This is a genomic window from Polaromonas potterensis (assembly GCF_033446725.1).
Classification (GTDB): domain Bacteria; phylum Pseudomonadota; class Gammaproteobacteria; order Burkholderiales; family Burkholderiaceae_C; genus Polaromonas.
Genome location: NZ_JAWQLX010000002.1, coordinates 152,821 through 175,389, shown reverse-complemented (window position 1 = coordinate 175,389; position 22,569 = coordinate 152,821). Strand labels below are relative to the sequence as shown.

At 61.3% G+C, this 22,569-nt stretch carries 19 protein-coding genes; 13 read left to right on the top strand and 6 right to left on the bottom strand.

Annotation, left to right across the window (positions count from 1 at the left end):
• Positions 1–170 precede the first annotated feature (170 nt).
• The 4 genes from R6254_RS03945 to R6254_RS03930 all read right to left on the bottom strand — a co-directional run bounded on the left by R6254_RS03945 (position 171) and on the right by R6254_RS03930 (position 4,326).
• Complete coding sequence (locus tag R6254_RS03945) at positions 171–1,832, bottom strand: ShlB/FhaC/HecB family hemolysin secretion/activation protein (RefSeq protein WP_318404590.1); 1,662 nt, start codon at positions 1,830–1,832, stop codon at positions 171–173.
• A 44-nt stretch (positions 1,833–1,876) separates the two neighbouring features.
• Positions 1,877–3,118 (bottom strand): collagen-like triple helix repeat-containing protein, encoded by a 1,242-nt coding sequence (locus R6254_RS03940; protein ID WP_318404588.1) that lies wholly within the window; start codon positions 3,116–3,118, stop codon positions 1,877–1,879.
• Positions 3,119–3,501: 383 nt separating this feature from the next.
• Complete coding sequence (locus R6254_RS03935; RefSeq protein ID WP_318404587.1) at positions 3,502–3,975, bottom strand: YXWGXW repeat-containing protein; 474 nt, start codon at positions 3,973–3,975, stop codon at positions 3,502–3,504.
• Between the two features lie 177 nt (positions 3,976–4,152).
• Entirely contained in the window at positions 4,153–4,326 is a 174-nt protein-coding gene (locus R6254_RS03930) for a hypothetical protein (RefSeq protein WP_318404586.1), read from the bottom strand.
• Between the two features lie 397 nt (positions 4,327–4,723).
• Here R6254_RS03930 and R6254_RS03925 point away from each other — a divergent pair, with 397 nt between their 5' ends.
• Both R6254_RS03925 and R6254_RS03920 read left to right on the top strand, forming a co-directional pair.
• Positions 4,724–5,179 carry a CHRD domain-containing protein gene (locus R6254_RS03925; RefSeq protein ID WP_318405202.1) on the top strand — a complete coding sequence of 152 codons (456 nt, stop codon included), beginning with the start codon at positions 4,724–4,726 and terminating at the stop codon, positions 5,177–5,179.
• A gap of 220 nt (positions 5,180–5,399) precedes the next feature.
• Positions 5,400–5,696 carry a hypothetical protein gene (locus R6254_RS03920; RefSeq protein WP_318404584.1) on the top strand — a complete coding sequence of 99 codons (297 nt, stop codon included), beginning with the start codon at positions 5,400–5,402 and terminating at the stop codon, positions 5,694–5,696.
• A gap of 15 nt (positions 5,697–5,711) precedes the next feature.
• On the opposite strand, the gene R6254_RS03915 is transcribed toward R6254_RS03920, so the two are convergent.
• Positions 5,712–6,611, bottom strand: a complete 900-nt coding sequence (locus R6254_RS03915; protein WP_318404582.1) for a crotonase/enoyl-CoA hydratase family protein — start codon at positions 6,609–6,611, stop codon at positions 5,712–5,714.
• A gap of 143 nt (positions 6,612–6,754) precedes the next feature.
• Between R6254_RS03915 and R6254_RS03910 the strand changes: the two genes are divergently transcribed.
• The 11 genes from R6254_RS03910 to R6254_RS03860 all read left to right on the top strand — a co-directional run bounded on the left by R6254_RS03910 (position 6,755) and on the right by R6254_RS03860 (position 19,418).
• Positions 6,755–8,392, top strand: a complete 1,638-nt coding sequence (locus R6254_RS03910; RefSeq protein ID WP_318404580.1) for an FAD-dependent oxidoreductase — start codon at positions 6,755–6,757, stop codon at positions 8,390–8,392.
• Between the two features lie 40 nt (positions 8,393–8,432).
• The gene (locus tag R6254_RS03905; RefSeq protein WP_318404578.1) at positions 8,433–8,612 is read left to right on the top strand and encodes a hypothetical protein; all 180 of its coding nucleotides are present in this window, start codon (positions 8,433–8,435) and stop codon (positions 8,610–8,612) included.
• Between the two features lie 75 nt (positions 8,613–8,687).
• Positions 8,688–9,662, top strand: a complete 975-nt coding sequence (locus R6254_RS03900) for a Bug family tripartite tricarboxylate transporter substrate binding protein (RefSeq protein ID WP_318404576.1) — start codon at positions 8,688–8,690, stop codon at positions 9,660–9,662.
• Positions 9,663–9,664: 2 nt separating this feature from the next.
• Positions 9,665–10,147, top strand: a complete 483-nt coding sequence (locus R6254_RS03895; RefSeq protein ID WP_318404574.1) for a MarR family winged helix-turn-helix transcriptional regulator — start codon at positions 9,665–9,667, stop codon at positions 10,145–10,147.
• A gap of 22 nt (positions 10,148–10,169) precedes the next feature.
• On the top strand, positions 10,170–11,471 hold the full coding sequence (gene hmgA, locus R6254_RS03890) for a homogentisate 1,2-dioxygenase (RefSeq protein ID WP_318404572.1): 1,302 nt from the start codon (positions 10,170–10,172) through the stop codon (positions 11,469–11,471).
• Complete coding sequence (gene fahA, locus R6254_RS03885; protein ID WP_318405201.1) at positions 11,471–12,808, top strand: fumarylacetoacetase; 1,338 nt, start codon at positions 11,471–11,473, stop codon at positions 12,806–12,808. Before hmgA ends, fahA begins: the two co-directional genes overlap by 1 nt.
• A 279-nt stretch (positions 12,809–13,087) precedes the next feature.
• Positions 13,088–15,466 (top strand): YgiQ family radical SAM protein, encoded by a 2,379-nt coding sequence (locus R6254_RS03880; RefSeq protein WP_318404570.1) that lies wholly within the window; start codon positions 13,088–13,090, stop codon positions 15,464–15,466.
• 278 nt (positions 15,467–15,744) lie between these two features.
• Positions 15,745–16,401: a hypothetical protein gene (locus tag R6254_RS03875; RefSeq protein WP_318404568.1), complete on the top strand. Its 657-nt coding sequence runs from the start codon at positions 15,745–15,747 to the stop codon at positions 16,399–16,401.
• A 125-nt stretch (positions 16,402–16,526) separates the two neighbouring features.
• The gene (locus R6254_RS03870) at positions 16,527–17,321 is read left to right on the top strand and encodes a helix-turn-helix transcriptional regulator (protein WP_318404566.1); all 795 of its coding nucleotides are present in this window, start codon (positions 16,527–16,529) and stop codon (positions 17,319–17,321) included.
• A 35-nt stretch (positions 17,322–17,356) separates the two neighbouring features.
• A complete protein-coding gene (locus R6254_RS03865) occupies positions 17,357–18,259 on the top strand; it encodes a DMT family transporter (RefSeq protein ID WP_318404565.1) in 903 nt (300 codons plus the stop codon).
• 361 nt (positions 18,260–18,620) lie between these two features.
• Positions 18,621–19,418, top strand: coding sequence for a ParB N-terminal domain-containing protein (locus R6254_RS03860; RefSeq protein WP_318404564.1), 798 nt, complete (start codon positions 18,621–18,623; stop codon positions 19,416–19,418).
• A gap of 9 nt (positions 19,419–19,427) precedes the next feature.
• On the opposite strand, the gene R6254_RS03855 is transcribed toward R6254_RS03860, so the two are convergent.
• Positions 19,428–22,265 carry an ATP-binding protein gene (locus tag R6254_RS03855; protein WP_318404562.1) on the bottom strand — a complete coding sequence of 946 codons (2,838 nt, stop codon included), beginning with the start codon at positions 22,263–22,265 and terminating at the stop codon, positions 19,428–19,430.
• Positions 22,266–22,569: the final 304 nt, after the last annotated feature.

The window sequence follows — 22,569 nt, the reverse complement described above, 5'->3', positions numbered from 1 at the left end:
AATTCTTATTTTGGCGCATTCCTCCCTGACAAATTCATGCTAGCAGTGTTCGTTGAAGTCAAGTACGTACAAGTACGATGGATCGTTGAAACGCCGCTTTTTCGGACTTATTTCACAACAGTTATTTAAAAAGTTAAGTCCTAAGAATTACAAAAATATCAACTCCACCATTACGGTGCTAACCGGTAATTCAGCGTTGCCTGAAAACGTGGGTGGCGCTCGGCGTTTTCAAGAGGCTGATCTCCCAGGGGTTTGGCGGCCGATATATCGACGGTAAAAAATTTCTGGTCAGACAAGCGAGTTCCAATGGCGACGGACTTGAGTTTGGATGGCGTGAAAACACCGCTTTGGTTGTAGACACGTGCCAGCTCAAGAAGCAAGTAGGGCTGCACCTGCTTCAGATAGGCCATGTCTGCTGCAAAGCTGCGGTTGATCTCCATCCCCAGTCCCCAGCCGGAGTCGCCCGAGGCTTCACCGGGGGCATAACCCCGCGCCATGCGCAAGCCGCCAAACGAAATGCGTTCGGTGGTGGGCAAGATGTGCGGGCTGTATTGACCTAGTAGCGATATAACGCTGCCAAAGCCGTTGGGCCATTGGTTGAGCTGACTGGCTTGCAGCAAAACCTTGCTGAAACCCACGTTTGCCGGGTTGGCCGTGACCAGGCCGGCCACATTGGTCTGCGCCGTGGCTTGGGCGCCCCAGCCATTGATACCGTGCGCCAGCAGGACGCTGAGCCGGCGTACCGTGTCGGGCTTGCTCAAGGTGTAGCTGAGCTGGCCAAAAATAGCACGCACACGTGTGTCGTAGGCCAAGGCCGCGCCATTGGCCGGGTTGCTGTAGTCGTCGCTGTAGTTCACCGCGTAGGCGCCGCCGCTCACGACCAGGCTCATGGTGTTGCTCAGGACCAGCGGGTAACTGGCGGATAACTCAATCCGGTCGTTGCTCACACGGCGTTGCGTGCTGCTGTTGACCTCGAGTTGCGCATTGGGATCGCCACGGTAGTGTGATGCGTCTATCTTGGCGCTTAGACCGTTGCTGCCGATGAACTGCGTGAACTGTGCCGATCCGAAAGTTTCACCTTGCGAGGACGGCGCAATGACGGATGCGCTTAATTGGCTGCCGGAAGAAATGACGTCGTTCAGCGACCCCGTCAGCAACAGGCGTGGTTTGGACTGCTGCGTATCCAAACCGGCCGAGACGGTGACGGGGCGTCGCGCCACCTTGAGCGTCAGCACGGTGGCGCCGTCGGTGCGGTTGGGGGGCAGGGCGCTGGCTTGCACACGCAAGCCGGGTAGTTGGCCCAGCAAGCCGACGTAACGCTCAAAGGTGGCGCGGTGCAAGGGCTTGTCTGCCTGGATGCGCGCGGCGATCTCGCGTATCTTGGCTTCGGCGTTGCCCGCATCGCCTTCGATGCGAACCTCGCCTACATACCCCTCCACCACCACAATACGCACCACGCCGTCCTTGAAGTCCTGCGTGGGCACATAACAAAACGAGAGCGCGTAACCGCGGTCCTGGTACAACTGTGTCACGCCGCGCGCCAGCTCGACCAGTTGGCCGACCGTGATTTCACGGCGTGCCAAGGGCGCAAACCGCGATGAAATCTCTGAAAAAGAAAGCGCCAGCACGCCCTCAATGTCGAAGCGTGCTGGCGTCAGACGGATGTCCATCACCTGCTGTGCTGTTGTCGGCGGCGCTGCCAGCGGACTGGCCACGCCGCCGGGCCGGATTTCGATGGACGGCACCGCCGGCAGGGTGTCGAGCGGATTGCCGCCACCGGCCTGGGCCAGGGCGCTTTGCGAGCCCCCTGCGTCCAGAATGGCCACTCCCACGAGAATCAGGACGCAGTGATGCTTCAAACCGGCTCCTCCCTATTTTATTTTTTGGGCCCGCCGGTCAGACCTCCAAGCAAATTGGTCACGGGCTCCAGCACATTGTTAGTTGCGGCATTGCCTCCCGTCAAGCCACCCGTGACGCCGGCCACAAGTCCGGTCACGGGTGCCAGTACGTTGCCTGACGATGACGCACCGCCGGTGAGGCCGCCGACAAGGCCTGTTACTGGCGCCAGCAAACCTGCGCTGCTGCCACCGGAGTTCAGGCCACCCAGCAGGCCCGTCACGGGTGCCAGCAGGTTGTTGGTGGAAGCATTGCCGTTGCCCAAGCCACCCAGCAATCCCGTCACGGGTGACAGCAAGCCGCCCAGTCCGGCCGAGCCGTTGACAGGTATTCCCGATGGCGACACAAGCGCGCCGCCGAGTATGGCGACGCTGGTACCGGTGTTGGCAAGGACCTGGCCAACGGGGCTGATCACCGGCGTCTTGTCATCGCCAACAACCTGTACGCCCAGTTGATTCACTACACCACCCACGGTGGTCAGAAGATTGCGAACCGGCTGACCGAGTCCACTGGTTTCGCCGACCTGTTGCGTGGTGTGGAGCAGTCCGGTCGTGATGGGCACGATCACCTGGGTGACCGTGCGGGTGACCTGCTTGACCGCGTCGCTGTCGAGCGTGTTGCCCAAACCGGTGCCGAGGTTGCTGACGCCTCCCCCGACCTGGTCGACAAGCGTGCCTGCCACGCCGAGTTGCGGCACACCTAGCGAGATGCCCGCGCCCAGCTTGCTCACGGCTTGCCCGGTATTGACCACCACCCCTTCCAGCGAACCCACGGTGACGCCGACAGGGTTTTCGACCTTGCCCAATTGGCCCAGGCCGGTGGTCAGGCCATCGCCCAGGGAGTCGACCGCATCGCCAACCTTCACCAGCGCGCCACCCACACCCTGTGTGAGTTGTGTGTTCAGCCCACCGGGCAAGGCGGCGACCAGTTGGGTCCCCAAGGCGCCGACAGCGCCACCCAGCGTGCTGGCTGAGTTGCCGGTCTGCTGGATCACACCGTTGATGGGCTTGAGTACATCGGCGATTGGCGGTATGGGGACAATGCCGCCGCCTCCAGGATTGCCAGCGCCAGGGTTGCCCGCGCCGCCCCCACCACTTCCGCTGTCGCCGGCTGAGAACGTGCCATCGCTGGCGCAGCCGGTGAGTCCCAGAAGAATCGCGACACCAGCCGCTGCCAAGCTGCGCCGCAGCGCCAAATCATTGATGAAGTAACAGTTAGCCATTTTGACCTCCATGAGTGAACGAGAGATCAAGACAAGGCAACATGCGTGCCGCTGGTGGGAACTTGAGGGAATCGTTTTCCGTTAATAGGTCAAGACGTTGATTTCAAAGGGTAAATTTGGAAGCTCCGAGTTTGAGGAAACACGGGCCGTCGTTCGAAACAAGGGTATGTTCCGTAACAGGCTTTTGTCATTTCGTAACGTTTGCCGTAACGTTACGGGGCCAGGCCCTCAGATTTAGCCGCACCGATCCGGTTTTGGTCTGAGGCTTCAATCGTCATGCTAGGTCTGTGAAGGTTTTTCGCTGACAAGTCAGAAGACAGCATCGGGCGAAGCAAAAAAAGCTGGCATGGCCAGCTTTTTCATCTCTTCATGATCGCGTCACGTCAGTGGCGATCACGATCACGATCCCGGTCTTTGCCATGCCCTCGGTCATCATGTTTGTCCCGGTGCTTGTTCCCATGCTTGTTACCGTGTTTATCGCCATGTTTGTCTCCGGGCCCGGCGTGTGGCGGCCGGTTACCTGGCCTGTTGTTATAACTGGGCCGGGTGTCGCGCACCCAATAGCCCGGCTGGCGGTAATAACCATTGCCGCGGTGTTCCCAGTGGTCGGGCGCCCAGCGGTAGCCGTCGCGCTGCAAGATGGCATGTCCGCGAACCCAGACGTGGCGATTGCCGGTCCAGGCCCAGTAACCCGGTGCCCAGACTTGGCCGGGCGCGAGCATGGGTACCGCCTCGTATTGCTGCGGCGGTGGGGCTATATCGATATTGATGCTGACTTGAGCCAGCGCGGGTGCGACGGCAGCACTTGCGAGCAGGGTGGCGAGCAGGATTTTTTTGATGGGGCTGCTGAGGGTCATGAGGGCTCTCCTTATTGGTTGATGGCAGTGTCCGCCGGTCTCGCCAACGGCATACCGCATGCTTTGTAAAGTTGCGTAGGGCGTCGCAGCGGGTTTGTAAGGCTTTGTGGTTGCTATCTATTCAATAGCTGCATGCGCTCGCCGTTTGGTCTTCATCGGGTGATTGTCTTCTCTACATCAAACTTGCGGCAGCACGCCGAAGAACGCCAGCGCGTGGATCGCCTCCCCGGCCTGCATCGCGGCTTTGGGTTGCGGCGCATGTGGCGGGATCTCGGGCGGCTTGGACTGGGGGCAGCCGCTGAGGACAAGCAAAACCAGGAGAACGGGCAGGGCGGTGATCAATGACTTCATGTCGTGCTCCCATCGAGGATAAAACGCAGCGCCGACCGGCACACCGGCTTAGGCAGACACCCACGATAGAGCCGTCCCGCTGCTTTGCCCAGCGGCTGAAAAGCCGCCCCTTTGTCAGCACAGCACGCAAGCGGGTGTGATGGCGGTCCTACAGGGAACCTTTGCGTCCTTGGGGTCGGCTACTGGATTTTTCTCAGGCGACATGATTGCTATGGAATGGATAGCTGTTTACGAACGTGGGTAAATGGCTGGGGGCTGATTTCTCTATTGTTTTTCGGAAAGTCTTGATAGCTTGCTCAGAAACGCCAACGGCAGCTTGACTAGCCGGTGTCCTACAACCTTGGCTTGGTGGGCCGATCTAAGATGAAGCCCGTTCATTCACCTGGAGACAATCATGATGATGAGTTATCGCCAAGCCCTTCGCGCTCTTCTGGCGGCCTCTGCCGCCGTGGTTCTGGTAGCCGGTTGCGGCATGATGCCGGGGCAGTCCAAACAGGTGACTTTCACGACGCAGCTGCGCGGCGCCAACGAGGTGCCGGCGAACACCAGCAACGCCAGCGGCCAGGTGGATGCGATGCTGGACAAGGACACCAACTTGCTGCGCTGGCAACTGACGTATGCGGGCCTGAGCGGACCGGCCACAGCCGCCCACTTTCATGGCCCGGCCCCGGTGGGCGCGAATGCCGGCGTCGTCGTGCCGTTTGCCAGTCCGGTGACCAGCCCGCAGTCCGGCCAGGCGACCTTGACGGCGGCCCAGGTCGCAGACCTGATGGCTGGCAAGTGGTATGCCAATGTTCACACGGCACAGTTCCCAGGCGGCGAGATTCGCGGGCAGATGACGGTACGCAACTGATTTTTTGAAGCGCCGCCTGCGGGCACAAAAAAGCCGGGCTGAGCTGTCCGGCTTTTTTTATGGGCGCGCCGGTCGGGTTTCACGTCCTACACCCACAGTGCCTGCAAGCCGACGCAGGTATCCGGCCGCGGCACTTAAGCTGAGTCTTAACCATCCACACGCTGTTTGCCCGCATCTCCGCGCCATTGCGCGGAATGGGCCCGTCACCAAGGATTTCACCATGTCAATCAAATGCTCCACCTTGTTTATTTCCGCCGTGCTGGCTGTCGCCGGCTCTGCCGCCCTGGCCCAGCCAGTGGCGATGGAGGATAAGCTGATCGAACGTGGGACCTTTCCCGACACCACGCAGCAGCAGAAATACCGCACCGCCATCAACGAAGCCGGCGGCGGCTACAAGGTTTATCTGGCCGAATGTGCGGCCATGGCAGCGGCCGAGCGCAGCGCTTGCCGACGCGATGCCAAGGCTCTTTATGACCGCGACATGGCGGCCGCCCGCGCGATCCTGAAAACTAAATAAGTTGCTTTAACTGGTCTAGGGCCGGCCCGCGGACAACTGCTGGATTTTCTCGCGCGCCTCGTCGCCTTCGGGGATCGGCTCGCCGCTGTCGCGCCACTGCACGGCGGCCTTGAAACCTTCGGTCTGGGCATAACGGCGAAACCACAAGCCTTCCGGGTTGTGGCGGGTGATGCCGTCAAACACGGTGGCCATCATTTGTGTTTGTTCCAGGCCCATGGTCAGCATGACCTGGTTGACCACCATCTTGTGCATGGCCAGGTGTGAGCGCGGCACGCCGGCGATACGCTGCGCGAGTTTCAACGTCGCCGCCTCCAGTTGGTCGAAGGGCACACTTTCATTCGCCAGGCCCCAGTCGGCGGCTTTTTTGCCGTCTATGGTGTCGCCGGTAAACATCAGTTGTTTGGCGCGGGTCGCGCCCAGGCGGTAAGTCCACATCGCCGTGGTCGGGCAGCCCCAGACGCGGGTCGGCATGTAACCTATACGTGCGTCATCGGCCATCACCAGCAAATCGCAACACAGCGCAATGTCGCTGCCGCCGGCGGCAGCGTAACCATGGACTTTGGCAATCGTCGGTTTGGGACTGCGCCACAGGCTCATGAAGTCTTCGGTGTTGCGTTTCATGTAGGCGTAGTCGACCATCGGGTCCCAGGGAAACTTCTCCTGCTGGCAGGGGTGATCGATGTTGCCTTCGCCAAAGTGGTTGAGGTCGTAACCACCACAAAAACCTTTGCCCGCGCCTTCCACAATGATCACGTGGACCTCGTCCTCGGCCGCCGCCCAATCTATTGCGGCGCGGATTTCGCGCGGCATCGCATCGTTGATGGCGTTGAGCCGCTCCGGCCGGTTGAGCAGCAGGCGGGCGATGCGGGGGTGGGCGGCATCCTTGTCGATACGCAGGGTGCTGAAGGTGGGCATGATTTTGTCTCCTGGTTTTTTTTGATGAAAATCATCATAGCCAAGGACGAGCCAGGTGTTCCAACTCGAGATGGATGTGATCTGGTTGCGTTTGCAACCAAGTTGTTTTATAGTTGTGTCCGCAACTAAATAAGCGGGTGCTCATGACTTCCACTGTTTCCCCATTTCCGGACCACGTTCCTGTGCTGATCGCCGGCGGCGGTCCTGTTGGAATGACCCTGGCGGCCTTGCTGGCGCGCTACGGCATCGCCAGCCTGGTGATTGAAGCCGACGACGGCTACTGCGCCGGCAGCCGCGCCATCTGCATGTCGCGCCGCTCGCAGGAAATCCTGAGCTGGGTGGGCGCCGACCAGCCGCTGGTCGACAAAGGCCTGTCCTGGGTCGGTGGACGCAGCTACTTTCGCGACCGCGAAGTGTTGCATTTCCAGATGCCCAGCGAACCGACGCAGCGCTACGCGCCCATGGTCAACATCCAGCAGTTTTACGCTGAGGAGTTTGCGCACAAGGCGGCCATGGCACAAGGCGGCCTGGTCGATGTGCGCTGGTCCAGCAAGGTGATCGCGGTACGTCCGCAGGCAGAGGGCGCGCAAGTGGATATCGAGGCAGCCGACGGCATGCACACCGTGCAGGCCGATTGGGTGGTGGCCTGCGACGGCGGCCGTAGCACCGTGCGCGAGCAACTAGGCTTGCAGCTGGAAGGCACGCAATACGAAGGCAAATACGTGATCGTGGACGTGGTGCAAAAAACCAAACGCGCGGTGGAGCGCCTGGCCTGGTTTGACCCGCCGTCCAACCCCGGCTCCACCATCCTGATGCATCGCCAGCCCGACGATGTCTGGCGTATTGACTACCAGATCCGCGATGACGAAGACCCGGTGGAGGCGGTGAAGCCCGAGAACGTGTTGCCGCGCGTGCAAAGCCATTTGTCCATGATTGGCGAGAACGAGCCCTGGGAGTCGCTGTGGATTTCCATCTACAACGCCAAATGCCTGACCTTGCCCAGCTACCGCCACGGCCGCGTGTTGTTTGCCGGTGATGCCGGCCACCTGGTGCCGATTTTTGGCGTGCGCGGGCTTAATTCCGGCCTGGACGACGCCGGCAACCTGGCCTGGAAGCTGGCGCTGGTGCAGCAGGGACGGGCGGCCGATTCGCTGCTCGACAGCTACTCCAGCGAACGTGTGCAGGCCACACGCGAGAACATCGCCTACGGTGCCAAGAGCACCGAATTCATGGCGCCGCCCGACTACGGCTTCAAGCTGCTGCGCGAGGCCGCGCTGCGCCTGTGCACCGAAAACCCGGCCGTGAGTTCGCTGGTCAACCCGCGCCAGTCCACCCCGGTCGAGTACCTGAATTCGCCGCTAAACCTGTTCACGCAAGAGGCCGGCTTCAAGGCCGACGCGCGTGCCGGCATGCCTGCGCCTGAGGCCAAACTGCGCGCCAGCCATGGCGAGGTGCACTTGACTTCCCAGTTTGGCGGTGAGTTTGTGCTGCTGTATTTTGCCAAGCAGCCCGGCCTGCCGGCGGCGCTGCAGGCCTTGGCCACACCGGAGGTCGCCGGTCCCGCAGCGCTCCAGGTGATCTGCATTGCCCGCCAGGGGCAAGCCGATGCCCGCACGCTGATTGACGAACCTGGCCAGGCGCACGATCGTTATGACGCGGAGGAGGGCACCTTGTACCTGGTGCGGCCTGACGGTTATGTGATGGGACGCTGGCGTGAAGGCCGCGCCGCCGACGTGCAGGCCGCGCTCAAATCTTTGACCGGCCAGCCCTGCGCGGCCTAGCCATTCACTCCGTCGCCCCTTGACGCTCCAGGAGACCCCTATGACCGAACCCCAACTCGACCAAACCTATACCGCGCTGGCACAAGCCACGGCCCGCGTCGGTGAAGCCAAAGCGCCGTTGTTTCTGGCCACACTTTCTTTGGCGCTGCTGATGCGGCAAACGGATGCCGACCAGGCGCTGGTGCTGATTGCCCAGGCCGAACGGCTGGCCAATACCTGAGCTAGCTGATTTAGCTGATTGAACCGACTGAAGTTACCTGCTTTTTACACGCAACACTTATCACCTGGAGACACCATGCAAAGCCTTTCCTCTCTTATCCGCCAGTCGCTGGCACTACTGGCTTTTGCTGCGACCGCGGCTTCGGCGCAAAACTATCCGCTCAAACCGATCGAATGGGTGGTGCCTTACCCCGCGGGCGGTGGCTCCGACGTGGTGGCGCGTTCGCTGACCGAGGCCATGGGCCAGGCCTTGGGCCAACCTATCATCATCAACAACAAGCCAGGGGCTGCCACCAACATTGGCGCCGACTATGTGGCCCATGCCAAGCCTGACGGCTACACGATTCTGACCGGTGACACTGCCACACTGGCAGCGAATCCGGCGCTCTACGCCAAGCTCAGCTACAGCGCCGAAAAAGACCTGGCACCCATCGGGCTGCTGGCCCGTTTCCCGATGATTCTGGTGGTCAACCCGGCCATTCCCGTGAAGAACCTGGCTGAATTCATGGCTTGGTCCAAAACCCAGAAATCCGGCGTGAGCTACGCCACACCGGGTGCAGGTAGTCCGCACCATCTGGCCACCGAACTGTTTCGCGGCAAGACCGGTCTGAACCTGGTGCATGTGCCTTACCGGGGGGCGGCGCCTGCGGTGCAGGACGTGGCGGGCGGCCAGTTGCCCTTCATGTTTGTCGATACGGCCAGCGGTATGGGCTTCATCAACGCCGGGCGCTTGCGGGCCATCGGTATTGCCAGCCCCCAGCGTGTGAAAAATTTTGAAACCATTCCCACGCTGAACGAACAAGGCCTCAAGGGTTTTGAAGCCTATGCCTGGCAGGGTCTGGCCGCACCGGCCGGAACGCCTGCCGACGTGATCGTCAAGCTGAACAAGGCGCTGGTGGATGCCCTGAACTCCACCTCCGTGAAAGCGCGTTTCCAGGTCCTGGGTCTGGAGCCCACGCCCAGCACGCCGGCGCAGATGGGCAGCTATGCCAAGGCCGAGCGGGAAAAATGGGCGCAGGTGATTCGCGACAGCGGTATCAAACTGGACTGATCATGTTCAAGCTCGACCGGACCCTGACCTACCGCCTGCATTTGCTGCACAAGCTGACCGACCTTGAAAGTCAGCGTGCCTATGTGGCCGGGGCCGGGTTGTCCATGAGCGATGGCCGCTGCCTCACGGCAGTCGGCTCTTTTGCGCCCTTGTCCGTCAATGATCTGGCGCAAAAAGCCAACCTGAACAAAGGCCAGGCCAGCCGTGCCGCCCAGTCGCTGGTGGACCAAGGGCTGGTGCGCAAGGCCGCCAGCCCGACCGACGGGCGCGGCGTGGTGCTGACCCTCACGGCCGAGGGCGATGCAACCTGGCGCCGTGCCATGGCCGTGGTGGACAGGCGCAACCACGAGATTTTTGGCGTGCTGAGTGCCGCCGAGCGGGAACAGCTCAGCATCCTGTTTGACCGCCTGATTGCACAAGCACAAGCACAAGCACAAGCACAAGCACAAGCACAAGCACAAGCACAAGCCAGTGACGACGAATGAATTTCACCCTGGGAGCGATTTGATGAACACAGCCACTTTGCGTTACCAGTCTGGTTTTGGTAACGAATTTGTCAGCGAAGCCGTCGCCGGCGCCTTGCCCGAGGGGCGCAACAGCCCGCAACGCGCGCCGCATGATTTGTACACCGAGCTGATCTCCGGCACCGCCTTTACCGCGCCGCGTGTCGAAAATCGCCGCACCTGGTTGTACCGCCGCCAGCCCTCGGTCGTGACCAGCGGCTATCAGCCTTATGTACAAGCCGGCTGGACCACGGGCGCCGCCGGCGGCGTGGCGGTACCGCCCGATCCGCTGCGCTGGGCGCCGTTTGAGATTCCGGACCAGGCGCTGGATTTTGTCGACGGCATGCGCACCGTGGCCGCCAACGGCGACGCCCACGGGCAAACCGGCATCGCTGCCCATGTCTACCTGGCCAGCCGCTCCATGGCGCAGCGCGCCTTCGTCAATGCCGACGGCGAAATGCTGCTGGTGCCGCAGCAGGGCCGCTTATTGTTGACAACCGAGCTGGGCCTGCTGGACGTCGCCCCGGGCGAGATCGCCGTGATCCCGCGCGGCATGGCCTTTAGCGTGGCCTTGCCCGATGGCCCGTCGCGTGGCTACGTGTGTGAAAACTACGGCGCGGCTTTTCGCCTGCCCGAGTTGGGCCCGATTGGCTCCAACGGCCTGGCCAATGCGCGCGACTTTCTGGCCCCCACGGCGGCGTTTGAGGCGGTCGCAGGCGCCTACAAAATCGTCAAGAAATTTGGCGGCCACTTCTGGACCGCGAGCCAGGCCCACACGCCTTTCAACGTGGTGGCCTGGCATGGCAACCTGGTGCCCTACAAGTACAACACCGCCCATTTCATGACGATAGGCTCGATCAGCTACGACCATCCGGACCCGTCGATTTTCACGGTGCTGACCTCGCCCTCGGACACGCCCGGCACGGCCAACTGCGACTTCGTGATTTTCCCGCCGCGCTGGATGGTGGCCGAAAACACCTTCCGTCCGCCCTGGTACCACCGCAACCTCATGAGCGAGTTCATGGGTCTGGTGTACGGCCAGTACGACGCCAAGCCCGAAGGTTTCAAACCCGGTGGCGCCTCGCTGCACAACTGCATGGTGCCGCACGGCCCCGACACCGAAGCCTTTGAAAAAGCCAGCAACGCCGAACTGGCGCCGCACAAACTGGACAACACGCTGGCCTTCATGTTTGAGAGCCGCTACACCTTCGTACCCACCGCTTACGCCATGCAGGGCGGGGCGCTGGATGCGGCTTATGCCAATTGCTGGCAAGGCCTGAAAGACAACTTCAAAGAAACACCATGATGAGCCCAACCCTCGCCCCCCTCGCCCCCCTCGACTTCACCCACGATGCCGCGCTCAATTCGTGGGTCGAATCAGCCAACACATCTGACAGCGATTTCCCCATCCAGAACCTGCCGCTGGGCGTGTTCCGCCGCGCCGGCAGCCAGGAGGCGTTTCGCCCCGGCGTGGCGATTGGCGAGCTGATTGTGGACCTGCTGGCCGCGCGCGCAGCCGGCGTCCTGCCCGCCGATGTGGCGGCCAGGCTCGATGGCTGCGAGCGCGGCGAGCTCAACGCCTTCATGGCCCAGGGCCGTGCCGCCCGGGTTGCCCTGCGCCAGGCGCTGTCGCAAGCACTGTGCGCAGGCAGCAGCCAACAGGCCGCGCTGCAGCCCTGCCTGCTGCCGCAGGCGGCGGCGGAATACGCCGTGCCTTGCCGCATCGGCGACTACACCGATTTCTACACCGGCATCCACCACGCCACCACGGTCGGCAAGTTATTCCGTCCGGACCAGCCCCTGATGCCCAATTACAAATGGGTGCCTATCGGCTACCACGGCCGGGCCTCCTCGATTGGTGTGAGCGGCCAGACCTTTCCCCGCCCGCTGGGCCAGACCAAAGGCCCGAACGAGGAAATGCCGCAGTTGCGCCCCAGCCAGCGGCTGGACTATGAGCTGGAGCTGGGCCTGCTGGTGGGGCAGGGCAATGCGCTGGGCGAGCCCATCGCCATAGACCGTGCCGAAGACCACGCCTTTGGCCTGGTGCTGCTCAATGACTGGTCGGCACGCGATGTGCAGGCCTGGGAATACCAGCCGCTGGGCCCGTTTCTGGCGAAAAACTTCGCCAGCACGATTTCGCCCTGGATCGTGACCATGGAAGCGCTGGCGCCATTCCGAGCTTCTTTTGAACGCCCCGAGACCGATCCGCAGCCGCTGCCTTACCTGGATTCGGCCAGCAACCGTAAGCAGGGCGGGCTGGATGTTGAACTGGAAGTGCTGATAGAGACCCAGGCCATGCGGGACGCCGGTCTGGCGCCGCAGCGCCTGTCGCAGTCGAGCTACCGCGATGCCTACTGGACGGTCGCACAAATGCTCACGCACCACACCGTCAACGGCTGCAACCTGCAGCCCGGCGACCTGCTGGGGTCCGGCACGCAGTCCGGCCCCAAGCCGGAACAGGCCGGCTCCCTGCTGGAGCTCACAGCGGGCGGTAAAAGCCCGCTGACGCTGGCCAATGGCGAAACCCGCACCTTTTTGCAGGACGGCGACGCCATCATCATTCGCGGCCACTGCGAGCGCAGCGGTTTCAGGCGCATAGGTTTTGGCGACTGCCGCGGCCAGGTGCTGGCGGCGCGCGGCTAAAGACTTGGCCGACCTTTGGCGAACAAAGGCCGGCCGCTTTGGGGATGTTGGCTTGCTATTTAATTAATAGCTGCCTGCGCAAGATACACCTGGGCTAGAGGCTTATTTCATTTATAAATCGGCCTTTAAGGCCAATTTATAGCTGAAAATCTGGCCAACCTGCCCCTCGTATAGCCCTTAAAGGTGCGCTGACGACATTAAAACCTTAAAATCGCGGGTTATCCCCAAATCGCAGGCTGCGCCACTAGGTGCCTTCCGGCGGTTTTTACAGATCGCCCCATGAACGCCCCCGTTGACGTCTCCTTCTTTACGCGCGCCGCCAAACCGCTGACCAGCTACCGCAAGTACTGGGCAAGCCGCTTCGGCACGTCCAAGTTTTTGCCGATGAGCCGTGCCGAGATGGACGTGTTGGGCTGGGACAGCTGCGACATCATCGTGGTCACCGGCGACGCCTACGTGGACCACCCCAGCTTTGGCATGGCGGTCATAGGCCGCATGCTGGAAGCCCAGGGTTTTCGCGTCGGCATCATTGCGCAGCCCGACTGGCAAAGCGCCGATCCTTTCAAGGCGCTGGGCAAACCCAACCTGTTTTTCGGCGTGACCGCCGGCAACATGGACTCCATGATCAACCGCTACACGGCGGACCGCAAAATCCGCAGTGACGACGCCTACACCCCCGGCGACATAGGCGGTAAACGACCCGACCGCGCCGCGCTGGTGTATTCGCAGCGCTGCCGCGAAGCGTATAAAGACGTGCCCATCATCCTGGGCGGCATCGAAGGTTCTTTGCGCCGCATTGCGCATTACGACTACTGGTCCGACAAGGTGCGCCGCTCTGTCGTGATCGACGCCAAGTGTGATTTGCTGCTTTACGGCAACGCCGAACGTGCGATTGTCGAAATTGCCCACCGCCTGGCGGCCAAAGAGCCGGTGGCCACCATGACCGACATCCGCGGTACGGCTTTTATCCGTCGCAGCGGCGACGAAACCGCCCAGGGCTGGTTCGAGATCGACTCCACCAATGTGGACGCGCCGGGCCGGGTCGAAGCGCATGTCAACCCGTATCTGATGATTTCGGAACAGGCCAAAGAGCAGGGCGCCACTTGCGCCCGCGAAGACGAGGCCGCCGAAGTCGCTGTCAAGGCCGAGTCGGCCGGCTCGCCGGTGCTGAGCAAAATGCCGCAAGCCAACCCGGCCATCAAGCCGCTGACCTTTGTGCCCAACCCCAGCTTGTCCCACATGCAGGGCAAGATCAAGGTGCCGCCGCGCGACAAGTCGGTGATCCGCCTGCCGTCTTACGAGCAGGTCAAAAGCGACGCCGTCTTGTATGCCCACGCCAACCGCGTGTTGCACCTCGAAACCAACCCCGGCAACGCCCGCGCGCTGGTGCAGGCCCACGGCGAAGGTGTGACCGCGCGCGACGTGTGGATCACACCACCGCCGATTCCGCTGACCACGGCCGAGATGGACTACGTGTTCGATCTGCCGTATGCGCGTTCGCCGCACCCGGCCTACCAGGACGAAGCCGGCAGCCACGACGGCGCGACCAAAATCCCGGCCTGGGAAATGATCCGTTTCAGCGTCAACATCATGCGCGGCTGTTTCGGCGGCTGCACCTTCTGCTCCATCACCGAGCATGAAGGCCGCATCATCCAGAGCCGCTCCGAAGATTCGGTCATCCGCGAGATCGAAGCCATCCGCGACACCGTCAAAGGGTTTACCGGCGCGATTTCCGACCTGGGCGGCCCGACCGCCAATATGTACCGCATCGGCTGCAAGTCGCCCGAGATCGAGGCCGCCTGCCGCAAGCCAAGTTGTGTCTACCCGGGCATTTGCTCGAATCTGAACACCGACCACAACCCGCTGATCAAGATGTACCGCCGCGCGCGGGCGCTCAAGGGTGTGAAGAAAATCCTGATCAGCTCCGGCCTGCGTTACGACCTGGCCGTGCAGTCACCCGAATACGTGAAAGAGCTGGTCACGCACCACGTCGGCGGTTACCTGAAGATTGCGCCCGAACACACCGAGCAGGGCCCGCTGACCAAGATGATGAAACCCGGCATCGGCAGCTATGACAAGTTCAAGCAGATGTTCGAGAAGTACACGCTCGAAGCCGGCAAGAAGCAGTTTTTGATTCCCTACTTCATCGCCGCCCACCCCGGCACCAGCGACGAAGACATGATGAACCTGGCGATCTGGCTGAAGAAAAACGGTTTTCGCGCCGACCAGGTGCAGACCTTTTACCCGTCACCCATGGCCACGGCCACGACGATGTACCACACCAACAAAAACCCGCTGCGCAAGATCACGCGCGAGAGCGAGACGGTGGACATCGTGCGCGGCGACAAACGCCGCCGCCTGCACAAGGCCTTTTTGCGCTACCACGATGCCAACAACTGGCCACTGCTGCGCGAAGCCCTGAAAGCCATGGGCCGCGCCGATCTGATCGGCAATGGCAAGCACCATTTGATCCCGACCTTCCAGCCGCTGACCGACGGTGGCTACGTGAGTGCGCGCAAGAAGAACTCGACGACGGTGGCAGTGAAGCCGACAACACCCGTCAAAGGGCGGATACTGACCCAGCACACCGGCCTGCCGCCACGCGACAATGGCTCGGGCAAGCCCGCTGGCAAATCTTTCATTCGCAAGGCGCGCTGAGCTCGTGGCGCGGTTCGCCCGCGCAAACCCGGCCTGCCATGTCTGTGCAGCGCCATGCAGACGTCGATGGTTTTCTTCGCTTAGACGTGCGCGCGCCCCTGTATGCGTATGTGGCTACCAACGACCTGAATGAGTCCACCGGTTCAGGGACATCGAGATCTTTGGTCTTGTACGATCAGGAGGGACGTCTCATGCAAATCTATCCTGACCCCAATTTCAGGGACTGCACAAAAGCGCGCAGCCCCTTGGCCCCCCGTGGTGCGAATGGAGTATGACCGTTGATAACTTCCTCTGATGCAGAGTACAAAGCAACCAGACAGATCAAGCGGGGTATCGCGCAGCTTGTGGCCCCTTTTGACGAGTTGGCTGCTTGGATCGGTGACAAATGGGCGGTAACTGTTTTGAACGTCATTTACGACCCATGCAACGAGCTTCACGCCCCTCGACTTCAAGTGGTCCTCGAACACCAAAAAGACTCTGAATCATTTAGAGACGGGTTCAACTTCGACCATGAGAAACAGCGGGCAATAGCGTTGCGCTTCATGGGAATGATTACCCGCCAGTCAGTTCATCGATACGACGTAGAAGGACTCTTCGTGGTTTTTTCGGCATTTTCGCCAATTGCCCGCCAGGACGCGGATAGCAAAATCCCGGATCAAGAAATCGAAGCGTTGAAGCTTCGTATCGCGAATCCGGACCTTTGGACTATTTCGAGATTCTTTGCCCACCCGACGTTTATGTTCTACACCGATGCCCAGGCCAAAGCGTATGCCGTAGCAGGCAAGAGGGAGGCGTATGCACACCAATACTTCAAGATATTGAAGCAATACGACGAATTCGGCTACATCTCAGAAGACGGTTTTGCAGTGCAGTTTGATTCAAAACAGAACTTTGACGAAAATTATAAAAGCAACTGGTACAACTACTACAGATGAGGGCTGCCGCTTGCAGGAGAGTTGATAATGCCTCCGGCCCTTGCCTGGCTGTCGCAAGCAGCTATGAATTCAATAGCGACTGCGCTTGTACTGGCTGACCGGCGCGCCGCGTTTTATAGTCAGGCATGCCCCAACACCGTACCTTGCTGCAACACACGGCCACCCTGACGGTGGAGCGTGTGGAGCTGCAAGCCCCGTACGCGCAGTGGAGCCCCAGCTACGAAGTGGCGACCCAGCGCCTGGTCTTGCCGGCCAGCGGCGCCACCGAGTTTCGTACGGATGAACAAACCATCCTGCTCGACGGTTTGACCGCCGTGTGCCTGCCCTCCGGTCAGCGCTACCAAATGAAAGCCTGTGTCGATGCGGCGCGTGCCAGCATCGTGGTGAGTGCGCCGACTGGTGCCGACCAGACACTGCCGCCGCCAGCCGCCTGGGTATTGACACCACGCGCCTTGTGGCAACTGCGGCGGCATTGGCGCGCGCTGGCGCTGGGCCACCCCAGTGGCGCGTCCACGCAGGCCTTGCTGCAAACCATGTTGCAGCAGGCCGCACCTGCCGCGCGCGGGCAAGGGCGATCGGCCGCCGCCGTGCAGCGGGCTCAGCGTTTCATGGTGGCGCGCACAGCGGAGATGGGCGCCGCGCCCTGGACCTTGCACGAGGTGGCGGATGCGGCTTGTTGTTCGCTGTTCCACCTGGCACGTAGCTTCCGGCGCCACACCGGCCTGAGCTTGCACGGTTACCGCCAGCGCCTGCGCCTGGCCACGGCGCTGCAGCGCCTGGAAGAGGGCGAGCGTGATCTCGCCGCGCTGGCGCATGAACTGGGTTACAGCAGCCAGAGCCATTTGGGAACGGCCTTTCTGAGCGAACTGGGCGTGACGCCGGCCCAGGTCAGACGCGAACTCACAAGCGCAGGAATCTGATAGCCGCCGCTGGCCCGCAGCGCCAGACTGGCGGCATGAACCGCAACCTCGTCCTCGGCCTGTTGGCCGCGCTGGCCGCAGCCCTGATTGGCAGCGGCTGGCAAATTGCCTCACGCCACGGCGTGACGACCTCGCTGGGGCCACTGGAGCTGGCCGTGTTGCGTTACGGCGTGCCCGCGCTGGTGTTGTTACCGCTGCTTTTCAAAACCGGTTTGTTGCCGCACGGTTTGCCGCGTCGTCGGCTCGCCGTGTTGGTGCTGGGCGGTGGCCTGCCGTTTGGCCTGCTGGCCTTGGCCGGTGCACAGTGGGCCCCGGCCAGCCACATGGGAGTGTTCATGGCCGGCAGCGTGCCGCTGTTCACGGCGCTGGGCGCCTGGCGGCTGCATGGCGAGCCCATCAGCGGCCCGCGCCTGGCCGGCTTGTTGTTGCTGGTGGCCGGCATGGCGGTGTTTGGCGCGGGCAGCGTGGACGGTTTGGCGCTGACCTGGCGCGGCGACCTGTTGTTTGTCCTGGCCGCCGGGGTCTGGGCCTTGTACACGTTGGCCTTCCGCCGCAGCGGCCTCACGCCCTGGCAAGGCGCCGCGGTGATCAATACCTGGTCCTGTTTGCTGCTCTTGCCGCTGCTACTGGTCTGGGGCGCGCCGCGGCTTCTGAGCGCGCCGTGGACCGAGGTGGCCTGGCAGGCGTTGGGACAGGGGGTGGCGGCAGGCCTGCTGGGCCTGGTGACCTACATGATCGCCATCGCCCGGCTGGGCGCGGCCAGTGCGTCGTTGTCCAGCGCGCTTGTGCCTTTGACCACGGCCCTGGGCGCCGCCTGGTTGCTTGATGAACCGCTGGGGGCCGGCATCTTGGTGGCCAGTGCCCTGGTTGCTTGCGGTGTGGCGCTGGCCAGCGGAGCTTTGTCTCGGCGTGCGGGCCGGTCGGAATCAGGTGTTTGACGGATTGCTTAAGGAAAATAGGCTTGTAGCCCTTATCCAGCAGGCGCAAAAAGCTATCAATTTGGTAGCGATTTTGGCGCCGCTTGACGACAGGTGGCCCTCAGAACAAGCTGAACAACTCAGCCTGAGTTAAGCCCAGGCCGCTGCGGCCGGGGGTGAACTTGGCTATGATGCAGGCCCAGCTTTCTCCCGCTACCGTCACGCGGCCCTGTCCCGGCTTGCTGCCGAATGTGCCAGCGTTGCCTGCAACACGGCGTTTGTTCCTGCGTTGACCCTCTTTTTATTGGCGACACAGCCTTGCACCCAGCGCACGGCGGGAGAAGCTTGTTTCACACATACCTGCTCAATAAATTAGCCAATCATGAATATCACGGTCAACGAAGACTTACTTGCCTACATCGATCCGCTGACCCCCGACGAACACCAGGCCCTGGAGCGCAGCTTGCTGAGTGAAGGCTGCCGCGATGCCCTGGTGCTGTGGGGCGACGTGCTGGTGGACGGGCACAACCGTTACGGCATCTGTACCCAACACGGCATTCCGTTTAACACCGTGCAGCACAGCCAGTTCAAGTCACTGGACGACGTTCACCTGTGGATGATTGACCAGCACCTGGGCCGTCGCAGCGTATCGGACTATCAGCGTGGCGTGTTGGCCCTGCGTAAAAAAGACATCCTGGCCGCACGCGAACCATCCGCGCCAGAAATTAGCGCCGCGCCCGCCGATGCCTCACCACCGTGGGACGAAGGCAACAGCCCCGAGCCTTCCATGACGGCAGCCGCCGCGCTTGCGCCCGAGTCTGGTTTGTCGCGCGAAGCCATGGCCAAGGCGGCGCGTGTCAGCAGCAACACCATCAGTCAGATCGAAAAGATCCAGAAGTCGGCAGCGCCCGAACTGGTGGCGGCGGTGAAGTCCGGCACGATTTCCATCAACGCAGCCGCCACCGTGGCGTCGCTGCCGGTGGAAGAACAAGTGGCGGCCGTGGCCGGCGGCAGAAAAGAACTGCAGCAGGCCGCGCGGCAGGTGCGCGCCGCCAAAGCGGTGGCACGCACCGAGCCTGACACGCCCGAAGGTGTGATTGCGCGGCTCAAACAAACCATTGCCGAACTCAGCGCGGAGAATGCGGCGCTCAAAATCAGGCTGGCCGAGCTGGGCGCCTGATCAGCAGGCTCATTCCAGCGGCCGGTCGAGTGAGCGACTTTCCTTGAGCACGCGCCTCAAGGTGTGTTGCAGTTCGTCGTTGGAAGTTTGCGCCTTCACCAACACGGCGTCGACGCGTGCGCTCTGGACCCAATCGATCTCTGTGGCCGAAAAAACCACCACGGGCGGCGGTGGGGCCAGTGCCTCGATGTCGGCCAGTAAATCCCAACCCGAGCCTTCTGCTAATGCGAGGTCGAGAAGGACCAGGGCAAAGCGCCGGGCTTGCAGGCGGGCGCGTGCATCTTGCAGGGTGGCCGCAAATTCAAAGATCGCGAAGTCCTGCGCAATGGCCTCGGCGATGCGTTGTATATCCAGGTCGTCCTCGACATGCAAAATTCTGGGCTTGCCCTCGGCCATGCCGTTGATGGCGCGCCGCAGGCTCAGGATGAGCAGATTTTCGTCGATCGGCTTTTCCAGCCAGCCCGACACGGACAGCGTCTGGTTGTTGGCCTGCATCTCTTTTTTGCCGGCTTTGGCAGAGACCACGACGATGGGCAGGTCGCGTGTGCTTTCCTGCCGGCGCAGCGTACGAATCAGTGTGATGCCATCCTGGTCGGGCAATTTCAGGTCCACCGTTATTGCGGCATAGGGGGTTTGCGCCAGATAAGCCTGCGCCTGCGCTGCGCTGTAGACCATGTCGGCGTCAAAACCGCCTTTGTCCAACATCATGCAGATCAGGCGGGCGATGTCGTGGTCGTCTTCGCAGATGAGGACCCGGGGTCGGACCGCGGCATGTGCTGTGGCGGGGACGGCCGCAGCCGGCAAGCCTTTCCATTGGGGCAATTCAATAAAAAAAGTACTGCCTGCACCCACTTCGGTTTGAAAACCAATGCTGCCGCCCAGGCGCTCGACGATGGCTTGTGAAATGTTCAGGCCCAACCCGGTGCCGCCTTTCTGGCGCGTATCGGATGAATCCGCCTGGGAAAATTTCTGGAAGATGCGCTTGCGAAATTCCAGAGGGATACCCGGCCCGTGATCACGCACTTCGATCCGCACCTTGGTGCCCGGCAGTGACACATGAACTTCCACCGTCCCGCCGAATGGTGAGAACTTGATGGCATTGGACAGCAGGTTAGTGATGACCTGCATCAAGCGGTCGCTGTCCACGTGGACCTGCACCTTGTCGTCGGGGAAATGCAGGCTCAAGCCTACCTTGTGCGCGGCGCCAAAACCTTCGTTGGCCACCAGCGCCTGCGCCAGCAAGAGTTTGAGATCCACGGCCTGCAGGTCCAGTTTCATCTTGCCCGACTCAATTTTCTCGATGTCAAGGATGTCGTTGATCAGACGGATCAAACGCTCGCAGTTGGTCTTGGCAATACCCACCAGCGTCTTGACGGCCTCCGGGAGCTGGCCGGCGACACCGCCGGCGATCAGGCCGAGCGAACCGCGTATGGACGTGAGCGGCGTGCGAAGCTCGTGGCTGACTGTGGAGACGAATTCACTTTTCATGCGGTCAATGCGCTTGAGTTCGGTGATGTCCGTGCCCAGTGCATAAAATCCGAGGACCCGGCCCTCTTTGTCATCGCCATAACGCGGAAAGTAGCTGACGACATAGTCCCGGAGGCCGCGGCGCGCGGTTTTCTGGGTGCGCTCGTAAACCACCGGGTACCCCGACAGCACTTCTTTTACCCGCAAGCGCACTGTTTCGTAGAGTTCGTCCCCAAGGACTTCGTGCAAGGTTTTTCCCTTGATCTGCTCGTACGGCAGATCGAGGGATTCTCCGAAGGCCTTGTTATGAAAGCGAAAGCGCTGGTCGGCATCAACGTAGGTGATCCAGGCCGGCACCGCGTCGGTGATCTCGCGCAACTGCGTTTCGCTGTTGTGCACCAGGACATTCGCATCACGTGCGGCCTGCTCCGAGCGGACCAACTTGCGCAGCAGCGGTGTCACCAGAAAATTCAGCAGCAACATGCCGGTTGCCACTAGCGCCAATAGCAGCGGCGCGATGAACTTCAACTGCTCGATGATTGGGGAATAGAGTTCTGCCTCGTCGATCTTCAACACCGCGCCGAACCCGAGCGAACTCAGGGGCCTATAGGCTGCGACCACCTGCTCCAGCCGGTAATCCTTGCTCAAGATGACGCCGGTGCCCCCGTTCAGGGCGTCATTCATCGGCAATGGTTTCCCCTCGATTGTCCGAACAACACGCATGAACTCTATTCTGGAATTCGTTCCCAGAAAACAGTCCATATGATTGGGGTCGCCTTCCAATGGCACGCAAACGGCAAATGCGGCGGTTCGCCCCACTGACACGGCATCCTCAAAGATGTATGTCAGTATCGGAAAGTTGATTTCGGTCACGACAGTACCGATGCGTCGCCCCTGTTGATCGAGCACGTCCATGCTTGTCTGCATGGTGAATTTCCCGTCCCACAACAAGGATGCGCGATCTTTTGTTTTCAGGGTAACGCGCTGGCCATGGTTCTTGGAGAAAAGCCCTGCATGCGCCACTTCATTGCCACGGACATCGTAAACAGACAAGCCTATAAAGCCGCTCAGCAGAAATGAACTGGCGATCCGCTGTAGCTCGACCGGTGCTTTGGCATTGTCTGACTCCGATTCAAGCAATTGCAGGTTTTGAATCAGGTAAGGACGGTTAGTCACTGTCCGCGTGTCGGTCAGTGCCCGATTGATCTGGTCTTCAAGCAAACGTACATTGCTCTGCAGTGATGCCTGAAGGTTTCTGCTGAGTGCGGTCTCTGCTTGTCGCTGCATCACGACGTAGACGGAAATACCTGCCGCCAGAGTGGCCACCAGCAGGATGATCCCGCCGATGAAACTGATTTTGCGATCTTGGCGTATTGGCAACAAACGATTCCCTCAATACTCTGCGATTGATGACCCGCGAACCCGCAATGAGTCATTGTTTAGACACGTAAAAGTCATGATACGCCCGGCAGCGAACCGTAAACCGGGACAAGACCTGGGCCGCATACGCCATCGAGCAAGTCCGCATTCGCCTGCTGATGCTTGCCACGACACCAGCGCTCTGCGCGGCCAACGGTTTGAACCAAGCCCGCATGCTTGTGGCCCTGGTTATGATGCTGCCATGCATCTCCAGCTTTCCCCTCCATCCGTCGCTCTGTAATGCACCCGGCTTGATGCCGGGCTG